Origin of the sequence: Streptomyces profundus (genome assembly GCF_020740535.1) — a bacterium.
In the GTDB taxonomy this organism is placed as follows: Bacteria; Actinomycetota; Actinomycetes; order Streptomycetales; family Streptomycetaceae; genus Streptomyces; species Streptomyces profundus.
Genome location: NZ_CP082362.1, coordinates 1,868,972 through 1,880,782, shown reverse-complemented (window position 1 = coordinate 1,880,782; position 11,811 = coordinate 1,868,972). Strand labels below are relative to the sequence as shown.

The window sequence follows — 11,811 nt, the reverse complement described above, 5'->3', positions numbered from 1 at the left end:
TGATGCCGTTCCCCAGCACTCCCGACTCCCCCCGTGCCGGCCTCGTCGATGGCGTCGCCCCGCCGGCAGGCGAGGCGTTGCGTGCCGCGCTCCTCGACCACCTCGCGCCGGCGGCGGGCGAGTGGCTGGAGGCCGCGCTCGACGAGGGCGCCGACCGGGAGGCCGCGTTCGCCGTCGCGGCCCGCCGCGTCGGCCGTGAGCCGCTGCCCGGCACCGGGCTGCCGGCCGCCGACGCCGCCCGGATCCTGCTGCTGACCGCCGCCGCCCCCGACGCCGCCACCGTCACCCGCCTCTACCAGCAGGGCGACGCCGCCGAACGCCGCGCCGTGCTGCACGCCCTGCCCCAGCTGCCGGTCGGCGCCGACGCCGTCCCCCTCGTCGAGGACGCGCTGCGCGCCAACGACAACCGGCTGATCGCCGCCGCCGTCGGCCGCTACGCCGCCCGCCACCTCGACGCGCACCAGTGGCGGCACGCCGTCCTCAAATGCGTCTTCACCGGGGTCCCGCTCACCGCCGTCGCCGGCCTCACCGACCGCGCCGACGCCGAACTCGCCCGGATGCTTGAGGACTTCGCCGCCGAACGCCGAGCCGCCGGCCGCCCCGTACCCGACGACGTCGCGCGCGCCCTCGCGCTGACGCCGCACCCCCAGGAGTCCTGATGCGCATCTTCGACCCGCATATCCACATGACCTCCCGCACCACCGACGACTACCGCGCCATGCGGGACTCGGGCGTCCAGGCCCTGGTCGAGCCGTCGTTCTGGCTCGGCCAGCCCCGCACCTCCGTCGGCAGCTTCCTCGACTACTTCGACGCGCTCCTCGGCTGGGAGCCCTACCGCGCCTCCCAGTACGGCATCGCCCACCACTGCGCGCTGGCCCTCAACCCCAAGGAGGCCAACGACCCGCGCTGCGTCCCCGTCCTGGCCGAGCTGGACCGCTACCTCCGCAAGGACAGCGTGGTCGCCGTCGGCGAGATCGGCTACGACTCGATGACGCCGGCCGAGGACGAGGCGCTCGCCGCGCAGCTGCAACTCGCCGTCGACCACGAGCTACCGGCCCTGGTGCACACCCCGCACCGCGACAAGGTCGCCGGCGTCACCCGCACCGTGGACGCGGTCCGCGCCTCGGCGCTGCCCACCGAGCGGGTGCTGCTCGACCACCTCAACGAGACCACGGTCAAGGCCGCCAAGGACAGCGGCTGCTGGCTCGGCTTCTCCGTCTACCCGGACACCAAGATGGACGAGGAGAGGATGGTCCGGCTGCTGCGCGAGTACGGCCCCGAGAAGGTGCTCGTCAACTCGGCGGCCGACTGGGGCAACAGCGACCCGCTGAAGACCCGCAAGGTCGCCGACGCCATGCTCGCCGACGGCTTCGACGAGGACGACGTCGACCTCGTCCTGTGGCGCAACCCGGTCGCCTTCTACTCCCTCTCCGGGCGGCTCGACCTCGGCGAACGCCCCGAGGCCGACGACTACGCCGGCAACGTGCTGCGGCGCGGCACCCCGATCGACGGCTGAGAGGACACCCGGTGCGCTTCCGCCACCCCAGCGGCGAACTGGTCCACCTCGCCTACTGCACCAACGTGCACCCCGCCGAGACGCTCGACGGGGTCGTCGCCCAACTCTCCGCGCACTGCGCCCCGGTGCGCCGCCGGCTCGGCCGCGAACGCCTCGGCATCGGCCTGTGGCTGGCCGCCGACGTGGTCGCCGCGCTCAGCGACGACCTGCCGGCCCGCCGCACCCTCGCCGACGCCCTCCGCCGCGAGGGCCTTGAGGTTGTCACCCTCAACGGCTTCCCCTACCGGGGCTTCGGCGGCGCCAAGGTCAAGTACCGCGTCTACCAGCCGGACTGGACCACCGACCAGCGCCGCGAACACACCCGCCAACTGGCCACCCTGCTCGCCTGGCTGCTCCCCGACGACATCGCCGACGGCACCATCTCCACCCTGCCGCTGGCCTGGCGCACCCCCTACGACGCCACCGACGCCGCCCGCGCCATGAGCCAACTCAACCGGCTGGCCGGGGAGTTGGACGAGCTGGCCGAGCGCACCGGGCGCTCCGTGCGGCTCGCTCTTGAGCCCGAGCCCGGCTGCGTCGTCGAGACCACCGCGCAGGCGGCCCGCGTCCTCACCGGCCCCGACGCGCCCCCCGCGCACCGGGTCGGCGTCTGCCTCGACACCTGCCATCTGGCCACCGCCTTCGAGGACCCGGACGAGGCCCTTGACCGCCTCACCGGGCAGCGGGTGCCCGTCGTCAAGGCGCAGCTGTCCGCCGCCCTGCACGCCGAACACCCCGAGCGGCCCGAAGTGCGCGCCGCCCTCGCCGAGTTCGTCGAGGACCGCTTCCTCCACCAGACCAGGGAACGCGGCGCGGACGGCACCGTCGACGCCCGCGACGACCTGGACGAGGCGCTGGCCGGCGTCCACCCGCTCCCGGCGGCGGGCCCCTGGCGCGTCCACCACCACATCCCGCTGCACGCCACCCCGGCCGAACCGCTGGCCACCACGCTTCCCGTGCTGGAACGGACGCTTGCCCGGCTGGTCGGCGGCGACCGGCCGCTGACCCACCACCTGGAGGTGGAGACCTACACCTGGCAGGTGCTCCCGCCCGCCCTGCGCCCCACCGACGCCGACCAGCTCGCCGACGGCATCGCCGCCGAACTGGCCCTGGCACGGGACATGTTGACCGCCCTCGGCCTCACAGAGCTGCCGTGAAACGAAAGGAGCCGCTGCCATGACCCGCCGCCTGGTGGTCATCGACGTCGTCGGCCTCACCCCGGCCCTGCTCGACCACATGCCGACCCTGAGATCCCTCGCCGCCCGGGGCTCCCAGGCCCCCCTCGGCACCGTGCTGCCCGCCGTCACCTGCTCGGCCCAGGCCACCTTCCTCACCGGCGAACCGCCGTCGGGGCACGGCATCGTCGGCAACGGCTGGTACTTCCGCGAGCTGGGCGACGTGCTGCTGTGGCGCCAGCACAACGCGCTGGTCGGCGGTGAGAAGGTCTGGGACGCGGCCCGCAAGGTCGACCCGGACTACACCGTGGCCAACATCTGCTGGTGGTACGCCATGGGCGCCGACACCGACTACACGGTGACGCCCCGGCCGATCTACCACGCCGACGGCAAGAAGGAACCCGACTGCTACACGAGGCCCCCCGAGCTGCACGACGAACTCACCTCGCGGCTCGGCGAGTTCCCCCTCTTCACCTACTGGGGGCCGACCGCGGCCATCGACTCCTCCCGCTGGATCGCGCACGCCGCGCGCCGGGTGCTCACCACCCGCGAGCCGGACCTCACCCTGGTCTACCTCCCGCATCTGGACTACGACCTCCAGCGCTACGGCCCCGACTCCCCCCAGGCCCGCGCCGCCGCCGCCGAACTCGACGCGGAACTCGGCCCGTTGCTCGACGCCGCGCGCGAGAAGGACGCCACGGTGCTGGCCCTCTCCGAGTACGGCATCACCCCCGTCAGCCGCCAGGTCCACATCAACCGCAGGCTGCGCGAGGCGGGCCTGCTCGAGGTCCACACCCAGGCCGGCATGGAGTACCTCGACCCCTGGGTCTCCCGTGCCTTCGCCGTCGCCGACCACCAGATCGCGCATGTCTACGTCCGCCGCCCCGAGGATCTGGCCCCCGCCCGCGAGGCGCTGACCGGCCTGCCCGGCATCGCCGAACTCCTCGACGACGAGGGCAAGGCCGCCCAGGGGCTCGACCACCCCCGCGCCGGCGACCTGGTCGCCGTCGCCGAACCCGACGCGTGGTTCACCTACTACTACTGGCTGGACGACGCGGTGGCCCCCGACTTCGCGCCCACCGTGGAGATCCACCGCAAACCCGGCTACGACCCGGCCGAACTCTTCTTCAACCCGGAGGACCGCCTGGTCAAGGCCCGCGCCGGCGCCGCCCTGGTCCGCAAGAAGGTCGGCCTGCGCTACCGCATGAACGTCATCCCCCTGGACGGCGCCCAGGTGCGCGGCAGCCACGGCCGCCTCCCCACCGACCGCCGCGACCAGCCCGTCCTGATCTGCTCCGACCCCGAGGCCCTCACCGGCGACGAGGTCCCCGCCACCGACGTCAAGGCCCTCCTCCTCCACCTCGCCGGCCTCGACAAGACCTGACCGGAACACGAGGACCCCGCCGTCCCGCGAGGGGTGGGACGGCGGGGGAGTTCGCGGCGCTAGCGGCCGGACTGGAGGGCGCCCCAGGTGAGGGGGCCGACGATGCCGTCGGCGGCCAGATCCCGGGAGCCCTGGTAACTACGCACCGCCGCCAGGGTGTTGGGGCCGAACTGGCCGTCGATGGCCAGGGCGTCGCCCAGCGCGGCGGTCAGCGCGCGTTGCAGTCGGCTGACCGCCTCGCCGCTGGAGCCGTTCTGGAGCTGCGGCGTCGAACCGGCGGACAGCAGCGCCGTCCAGGTGCCACGGTCCACGACGCCGTCGACCGGCAGCCCGACCGTGCTCTGGAACGCCTCCACGCCGGCGGCCGTCGCGGCGTCGAACTCGCCGGTCGGGGTGTCGTCCGGCATCCCTACGCCGGCCGAGCGCAGCAGGCACTGCGCCGCCGAGACCTCCGCGCCCGAGGCGCCCGTGGCCAGCTCGGGGTAGGCGGAGAAGTTGAGGTTGATCCCGCCGCAGCTGGCCGGCGGCGGGGTGCCGGCGCCCACGTCCAGGTAGTTGCGGTCGATGTTGATGGTGACCCCGCCGTGGGTCTCCGTCACCTCGCCGACGTACTGGTGGATGCGCTGGTGGTCGGCCCAGTACTCGTTCGGCGCGTACTGTCCCGTGTCGGTGTCGGCGCGCCCGTTCCACCAGGCGAACCAGATGTGGTCGACCCGGGTGTAGGCGGTGTTGTCGTAGGCGTTGGCCACGTCCCTGATGCCGGAGGCGGCGCTGGAGTAGACGCCGGAGAGATAGCCACCCGCGTGCAGCCCCTCCGTCCAGCCGGAGAGGTAGTGGAGCACGCTGGTGGTGCAGCTGCCGCCCGGGGTGTACGCCTCGATATCGCTGTAGAGCACGCTGCCCGCCGGGATGCCGAGCGCGGCGGCGGCCGAGATCGATCCGCCCGCGGCGGTCACGCCCTGCTGGTGGGCGGTGGCCGGGTCGGTGGAGATGCGGTTGGCGTAACTGGTGCACGGCGCCTGCCGCCCGACGTCGATCGGGATCAGGTGCCAGCCGGCGGACGTCTGGGCGTCCACCCAGCTCGCGGTGAGGTTGGGCTGCGCGCAACCACGGGTCGCGCCGCTGATGTAGACGCCGATCGCCTGGAACGGGGAGCTGGCGCGCCAGGCGTTCATGGCCGACTGCGAGGGCGCCGTGCAGGCGTCGAAGCCGAGGCCGAGGAAGTCGCCCGGCTGCGGTCCGGCCGCGGTGGCGCCGACCCGCTCCTCGGCGGGCGCCGGCACGGCGGCCGGTTCGGCGTCACCGGTGAGGGTGGCCCGGCCGATGATGTCCCTGACGGTCCGCTCGGCGGACGGCGCGTGGGCGGCCGTCACCAGAACGCCGGCCTCCTCGACGGCGATCTCGATGGTGCCGTCCTCGGACACGGCCCGCTCGGCCGCGTTCGCGAGGCCGACGGCGGTGCGGGCGGTGATCCGCTCGCCGGCGACCTCGGCCAGCGGCTCGACGACCAGCCCCGCCGTGCGACCGACGACCCGCGCGGGGCAGTCCTGTTGGTCGCCCGGGGTGCCGACGTAGACGGCCGGTTCGTCGAAGCGGAGGCAGGCGGACGGGTCGGTGTCGAGGTTCACCACCCGCCAGTCGGCGGGCACCTCGACCTGGTAGCCCCGGTAGGTGACGGTCTGTTGGACATGGCCGCCGTCGCTCTCGGCGAGGGCGGTGGCGGGCGCGACGCCCAGGCTGGTGGCTGTCAGTCCGGCGAGCGCGGCCAGGACGAGCGCCCTGGCCCGGCCGGTGCGGCGGCGGTGGGGGAGTGGCACGGAGTCTCCCTGAGGGGTGGGGGTGGGGGTGGGGAGCTTTCCCTCGCCGCTGGTGTATGGCGATGGGTACGGCGATGGGTACGGCGATGGTGAAAGATTTTGACATGCTCACCACTTTGGGCGGAAGGTATCGCCGCCCGACGATGTAGCTCGTGCCCCCCATCCGCCGTATCTCCGCCCGGAGTTCGCCGTCCGTTCGCCTCCGCGAACGGCGGCGGGGACCTAACCTGCCCGGAACCCCGGAACCCCGACGCACGGTCCACGCCACCCGAAACGCCTGACGGAGGACGCATGCCCCGCCGCCGCCCCCTGCCGGCAGCCCAACTGATCCTGGCCACCGTCGCCCTGCTCCTCGCCGGGCTCCTCGGCGCACCGGCCGCCACCGCGAACCCGGCGACCGCCGAACTTCCCGGCGGCAAGGAACGGTTCGCCGTCGCCGTCGGCGGTCTCGCCGCCGGCTCCACCACCAACTGGGTGCGCCTGGGCACCTACGAACTCGCCGCCGACGGCACCGTCACCGAGGACCACTGGCACTGGACCCAGCGCCGCCGCGAGACCCGTTCCTCCACCGGCGTCGAGGCCGCCGGCTGCCCCACCCGCTCCTGTGTGGTCCGCACCGCCCACGGCTACCAGTCGACCGGCGCGCCCCAGTCGCTCAGCGGGAGCTACACCCTTGACGCCGGCCTGCTGCGGATCACCTGGGACGGCGGCCAGGGCTGGGAGGAGTGGCGCGTCGCCGAGGCCGCCGACGGGGCGCTGGCCACCCTCGACTTCGAGCGCTCCAGCTTCGGCGCCACCCACGGCTTCGGTTACGGCAGCAACGCCGCCTGGAGCGCGCGGGCCTCGGCCGCCACGGTCGCCGCCGCCGACCACGCCGCCTTCGACCACGACTACTTCCTGTGGAAGGTGAGCGCCGAGAACACCAGCCCGCACATCGACACCGGCTCCGGCAGCCCGTTCTGGATGCGGGACTGGTCGGTCTGCGGCTCCGGCCGGTGCCTCGCCGGCCGGACGGCCAGCGCCACCGACTACTACGTCACCCCGGCCAACACCGCGACCAACCACCGCCGCGACACCCTCTGGCACTGGCGCACCTCGCTCGCGGACGGCCGCGGCGAGCACTGCTACACCGGCAACTCGCATGTCAAGCCGATGATCCAGATCATCGACGACGAGGGCACCTTCCACGGCTGGGTCGGCGTCGAGGCGTCCCTCAACCAGACGGTCCCCAGCGAGGGGGTCTACGGGGACGACATCGGCGTCTTCCGCATCGCCGCCCACTGAGACGGCGCGCCGGCCGGGCCTTCGGGGCCCGGCCGGCCCACGCGTCACGGCTTGCGCGCCACCAGGCCCCACTGGAGCATCTGGTCGTGGGGCGGGTCCCCCGCCGTGTCGGGGCGCCAGAGCGGGATCGGCAGCAGCCCGGGGTCCACCAGCTCCAGGCCCTCGGCGGTCGCCGCCAACTCGGCCTCGCTGCGCGGATAGTAGGGGACGGCCCCGCTCGCGGCGTAGTGCTCGTTGAGCTCCATCATGGTCGGGTCGTCGATGCTGTCGCAGGTGACCAGGTAACTCCCGGACGCCAGCCGGCTGGTGTACTCGTGCACCAGCTCGGCCGCCGGGCCGGGACGGATATGGCCGAGCATGGACAGCAGCATCAGCCCGACCGGTTGGTCCAGGTCGAGCGTCTCGGCCGCCGCCGCCAGCACGCTCTCCGGATCCCGCACGTCCGCCTCCACATAGGCGGCCGAGCCGTCGGGCGTCGACGTCAGCAGCGCACGGGAGTGCAGCAGCACCAGCGGGTCGTTGTCCACATAGACGATGCGCGCGTTGGTGGCGTACCGCTGGGCCACCTGATGGGTGTTGTCCGCGGTGGGCAGCCCCGAGCCGATGTCGAGGAACTGGAGGACGCCCTCCTCCCGCACCAGATGCCGCACCGCCCTGACCTGGAACGCCCGGGAGGCGAGGGCCAGCCCCGCGGCCTGCGGATAGTCCCGCATCAGCCGGTCGACCAGCTCCTTGTCCACCTCGTACCAGTCCTCGCCGCCCACCATGTAGTTCCACACCCGAGCCGAGTGGGGAACGCTACGGTCGATCCGCGAGATCACCTCCTCCCGGCTGCTTTCGTTGTCGTCCCTGTCCGCCATGCCGCTCACTCCGTCCTGTGGTTCGCGCTACGGGGTGTCCCGTCGACCCCAGGGAGCCCGTGGGCTCACCGGCGCCACGAACAGTCACGCTCGCACGCCGCCCCGTGGGAGTCCATCGCCGACTCGGCCTGCCACGCGAGTGTTTGGTAGGCATATGGACCTATTTCCCGGTCGTCCGCCGATCGACGATCCGGGGAGTGGGCGAGGCGAGCGGGACGGTTGACCGCCCGGGCCAACGCGCTCGGTCAGACGGTGAGGTTCACCCGGGACAGTCCGGGCCGGGTCGTCGAGGTCCGGGAGGCTTCCTCGGCCACGACTTCGGGGGTGGGCACGTCGTTTCGACTCATGTCGATATCAAGGGGCCCGGACTGGATAAACGTACTCATTTGTTCTATTGGGGAGTTGTCGCGTACCGCCGAAACCCGCGGTATGCGCCCGGGGGCGGACCGCGTGGCGCCGCGTGGCCGGGGACTTGTAGCGTCTCAGGTGTGATCGTATCCTCCGCACCTCACCAACTCGCTTCGGCCGAGGACCCCGGCGGCATCGCCGGGTGGGCCACCGACCTGATGGAGGCGATGGGAGCGCCGGGCGCTGGCCTGGCCATCGCCCTGGAGAACCTCTTTCCGCCGCTGCCGAGCGAGGTGATCCTGCCGCTGGCCGGCTTCACCGCCAGCCGGGGCGAGATGGAGCTGTGGGCGGCCCTGCTGTGGACCACGATCGGTTCCGTGGTGGGAGCGATGGCCCTCTACTGGGTGGGCGCGCTGCTGGGGCGCGACCGGCTGATCGCCATCGCGGCGAAGCTGCCGCTGGTGAAGATCTCGGACATCGAGAAGACCGAGGCCTGGTTCGCCAAGCACGGCAACAAGGCGGTCTTCTTCGGCCGGATGATCCCCATCTTCCGAAGTCTGATCTCCGTACCCGCCGGTGTGGAGAGGATGCCGCAGCGCACGTTCCTGCTGCTGACCACGTTGGGCAGCGCCATCTGGAACACGATCTTCGTGCTGGCCGGTTACCACCTCGGCGAGAACTGGGAGGAGGTCACCGACTTCGTCAGCGTCTACTCCAAGGGCGTCCTGGTGCTCGTGGTGCTGGGGCTGATCGGCTTCCTGATCTTCCGGGCCACCCGGCCCGGTGGCGGCAAACGACGGGCCTCGTCCGGGCAGGGTTCCGACAACGGCTGACGGGAGGCCGTTCAGCGCCTGGGGCGCCCCGACCCTTCGAGGCCGGGGCGCCCCAGGCGGTTGGGCGTGCCCTCAGTAGGCGACGGGCCAGCCGCTGCTCCAGTCCAGCAGGTTGACGCCCAGCTTGGGCGCCCCGTTGTCCTCGCCGTCGTAGTAGTGGTAGACGAGCAGATCGCCGTCCACGTCGTTCAGTACGCTCTGGCCGCCGGGTCCGATCCATCGGCCATGGCTCTCCAGGACGGGGGTGCCGCCGTTGTTCCGCAGGTCCACGCCGTTCTGGTCGAGGAAGGGGCCCGTGGGGCCGGTGGCCCGGCCGACCCTGATGCGGTAGGTGCTGTCGGTGCCGGCGCAGCAGGTGCCATAGGAGTTGAACAGGTAGTAGTACCCGTCGCGCTTGATCAGCGCCGGGCCCTCGATGCCGCCGCCGGCCGAGGCCAGGTCGTAGAGCTGCGCGTTCCCGGGGTGGCGCTTTCCGGTCGCCGGGTCGATCTCGATCAGCTTGATACCGGTCCACCAGGAGCCAAAGGCAAGCCACCAACGCCCGTCGTCGTCCACCAACAGACTCGGGTCGATCGCGTTGTAGTCAGAACCGGACGTGGTGCGGTGCACCTCGCCCTGGTCGTCCCAACTCCCCGGCAGGCCGGTCGCGCTGGTGGCCAGGCCGATGGCGGACGTGTTCTGACCGAAGTTGGAGATCGCGTAGTAGAGGTAGTACCGACCGTTGTGGAACGAGACATCCGGCGCCCACGGGTTCTGGTCGGGGGAGATCTCGGCCCACCAGGACTCGGGCGCGGTGAACGCCGACCCCGCGTCGGTGAACGCGGTCCGGTCGGTGGAGATCCGCGCCTCCAGCAGGTCGTTGGATCCATAGACCACATAGCCCTGATCGGTTCTGATCATCGACGGATCGTGAATGCCGACAGCGCCGGTGACCAGGCCCGGCGCGGGATAGGCGGCGGCGGTCGGCTGCCAGAGCAGCCAGCTGAGCGCGACGGCCAGCAGGGTGGCCATCCCGGCACGCCACAGGGGACGCCGGGACCGCCGTGGCGCGGCACGGCTCGACAAGCGGAAACGCACGGAACTCTCCTCGCCTAGAGAGATGTTGACGGAAAGAGGTGGTTTCTCTGTGCGAAACAGTTGCCATACGTGCGATGGGTGGACTGTGATCCGCGTCACAGTCTCCGGGGGTGCCGGGGGAGATCAACGAGCGCGGCGCGGGTCCAGCGGAGAGGCTGGAAGGGTGGAGAACCATCGCACCGACGTGGGCCGCAGGGTCGCGCTGCGGAGGGAACAGCTGGGCCTCGACCGGGCCACCGTCGCCGAGCGCGCCGGTGTCGCCCCCGAGTACCTCCGCTATCTGGAGGAGCGGCCCGCGTCGCCCTCCCACGCCTCGCTGACCCGCGTGGCGCGCGCCCTCGACACCACGGTCGCCGAGCTGAGCGGCGCCCCCCGGCCGGCCGGCGGCGCGCCGCCCGAGCTGAGCCACAAGGAGGGGCTGCGGGTGCTGGACGAGGCCACCTGCTGGGAGCTGCTGGCCGGGCACAGCGTCGGACGGGTGGCCGTGGCCACCCCGGGCGGGCCGGCGATCGTCCCCGTCACCTACACGCTGGACGACCACACCGTGGTCTACCGCACGGCGCCAAAGGCGTCGCCCTCCTTCCTCCCCGAGGCCGACGACCTGGCCTTCGAGGTCGACCACCTGGACGAGGCGCAGCGGCTCGGCTGGAGCGTGCTGGTGGTGGGCCGCGCCCGGCGAGTCACCGAACCGGCGGAGCTGGCGGCGCTCACCGAACGCCACCCGGCCCCCGAGGAGCCCTGGGCGGACGGCCACCGCGACGTCTGGGTCCGCCTCACCCCCGACCGCGTCACGGGGCGTCGGGTGACGCTGACCTGAACGGCACCGGACCGCTGCCCCCTCCTGCCTGCCGGCCCGGCCCCCTACGGGGCGATGTCGGAGCCCCGACCAGGCTTGAGCGGCCCCGAAGACCCGCCCGGGTGCGGGGCCCACGCTCGTGAACGGCCACCAGGTCCGGCGCCCGGTGCCCGCCCTGCGGCTGGGTCTGCCCCCGATGGGTGCGGGCCCCATGCTCGTGAACGGCCACCAGGTCCGGCGCCCGGTGCCACTTCGCAGGTCCGCGCTTCGCAGCCCGGTGTTGCCCAGCAAGGGCTCCGGCGCCCGGTGCCCGCCCTGCGGCCTGCCCCGGCCGTGCTTCCAGGGTCTTGGGGGCCGCCCAGCCTGGTCGTGGCTCCGACATACCCCGTCCGGTGCCACCCCGCAGGCCCCCGGCCCGCCGCCCCCGCAGGGGGCACACCACGCCCGCCCGCCCCTGCCGCAGGGCCGACGCCGCCCCGCAGGGGGCACGTCACGTTGCTCCGCAGGTCCGGGCTTCGTAGCCGCGATATCGCTCGTCGGGCGCCGCCTCGGAGGGGCCCCGGCCCGATGCCCGCCGTCCGCCCTGCGGCTCGGCCCGCCTCCGCAGGGGGCACATCACGCCGTCCGACCCCGCCACAGGGCCGGTGTCGGTGGACGGCCCGCAGGGCTCCGCCCCGCAGGA

Annotated in this window: 10 protein-coding genes; 7 read left to right on the top strand and 3 right to left on the bottom strand. The window is 72.9% G+C overall.

The features are described 5' to 3' along the window. Positions 1-2: 2 nt before the first annotated feature. Genes K4G22_RS08070 through K4G22_RS08055 form a run of 4 tightly spaced genes read left to right on the top strand, consistent with a single transcriptional unit; the run spans position 3 to position 4,114 of the window. Entirely contained in the window at positions 3-659 is a 657-nt protein-coding gene (locus tag K4G22_RS08070) for an EboA domain-containing protein (protein ID WP_228079203.1), read from the top strand. After that, positions 659-1,516, top strand: coding sequence for a TatD family hydrolase (locus K4G22_RS08065; RefSeq protein ID WP_228079202.1), 858 nt, complete (start codon positions 659-661; stop codon positions 1,514-1,516). Before K4G22_RS08070 ends, K4G22_RS08065 begins: the two co-directional genes overlap by 1 nt. Before the next feature lie 11 nt (positions 1,517-1,527). Then, positions 1,528-2,712, top strand: a complete 1,185-nt coding sequence (gene eboE / locus K4G22_RS08060) for a metabolite traffic protein EboE (RefSeq protein WP_228079201.1) — start codon at positions 1,528-1,530, stop codon at positions 2,710-2,712. A 19-nt stretch (positions 2,713-2,731) separates the two neighbouring features. Further along, entirely contained in the window at positions 2,732-4,114 is a 1,383-nt protein-coding gene (locus K4G22_RS08055; protein ID WP_228079200.1) for an alkaline phosphatase family protein, read from the top strand. A 59-nt stretch (positions 4,115-4,173) separates the two neighbouring features. On the opposite strand, the gene K4G22_RS08050 is transcribed toward K4G22_RS08055, so the two are convergent. Further along, positions 4,174-5,931 (bottom strand): glycoside hydrolase domain-containing protein, encoded by a 1,758-nt coding sequence (locus K4G22_RS08050; RefSeq protein WP_228079199.1) that lies wholly within the window; start codon positions 5,929-5,931, stop codon positions 4,174-4,176. A gap of 291 nt (positions 5,932-6,222) precedes the next feature. On the opposite strand from K4G22_RS08050, the gene K4G22_RS08045 reads away from it, so the two are divergent. Beyond that, positions 6,223-7,215 (top strand): hypothetical protein, encoded by a 993-nt coding sequence (locus K4G22_RS08045; protein ID WP_228079198.1) that lies wholly within the window; start codon positions 6,223-6,225, stop codon positions 7,213-7,215. Positions 7,216-7,259: 44 nt separating this feature from the next. On the opposite strand, the gene K4G22_RS08040 is transcribed toward K4G22_RS08045, so the two are convergent. Next, a complete protein-coding gene (locus K4G22_RS08040; RefSeq protein WP_228079197.1) occupies positions 7,260-8,075 on the bottom strand; it encodes an SAM-dependent methyltransferase in 816 nt (271 codons plus the stop codon). 566 nt (positions 8,076-8,641) lie between these two features. On the opposite strand from K4G22_RS08040, the gene K4G22_RS08035 reads away from it, so the two are divergent. Continuing rightward, a complete protein-coding gene (locus K4G22_RS08035; RefSeq protein ID WP_228083995.1) occupies positions 8,642-9,256 on the top strand; it encodes a DedA family protein in 615 nt (204 codons plus the stop codon). A 72-nt stretch (positions 9,257-9,328) separates the two neighbouring features. Here the strand turns inward: K4G22_RS08035 and K4G22_RS08030 are convergent, their stop codons facing one another. Continuing rightward, positions 9,329-10,267 carry an arabinan endo-1,5-alpha-L-arabinosidase gene (locus tag K4G22_RS08030; protein WP_228079196.1) on the bottom strand — a complete coding sequence of 313 codons (939 nt, stop codon included), beginning with the start codon at positions 10,265-10,267 and terminating at the stop codon, positions 9,329-9,331. Between the two features lie 229 nt (positions 10,268-10,496). On the opposite strand from K4G22_RS08030, the gene K4G22_RS08025 reads away from it, so the two are divergent. Then, a complete protein-coding gene (locus tag K4G22_RS08025; protein WP_228079195.1) occupies positions 10,497-11,150 on the top strand; it encodes a helix-turn-helix domain-containing protein in 654 nt (217 codons plus the stop codon). Positions 11,151-11,811: the final 661 nt, after the last annotated feature.

Excerpts from the sequence above, each read along its gene's own strand:
- K4G22_RS08070 (WP_228079203.1), top strand. The coding sequence starts at position 3 with ATGCCGTTCCCCAGCACTCCCGACTCCCCCCGTGCCGGCCTCGTCGAT.
- K4G22_RS08065 (WP_228079202.1), top strand. The coding sequence starts at position 659 with ATGCGCATCTTCGACCCGCATATCCACATGACCTCCCGCACCACCGAC.
- K4G22_RS08055 (WP_228079200.1), top strand. The coding sequence starts at position 2,732 with ATGACCCGCCGCCTGGTGGTCATCGACGTCGTCGGCCTCACCCCGGCC.
- K4G22_RS08045 (WP_228079198.1), top strand. The coding sequence starts at position 6,223 with ATGCCCCGCCGCCGCCCCCTGCCGGCAGCCCAACTGATCCTGGCCACC.
- K4G22_RS08040 (WP_228079197.1), bottom strand. The coding sequence starts at position 8,075 with ATGGCGGACAGGGACGACAACGAAAGCAGCCGGGAGGAGGTGATCTCG.
- K4G22_RS08035 (WP_228083995.1), top strand. The coding sequence starts at position 8,642 with ATGGAGGCGATGGGAGCGCCGGGCGCTGGCCTGGCCATCGCCCTGGAG.
- K4G22_RS08030 (WP_228079196.1), bottom strand. The coding sequence starts at position 10,267 with ATGGCCACCCTGCTGGCCGTCGCGCTCAGCTGGCTGCTCTGGCAGCCG.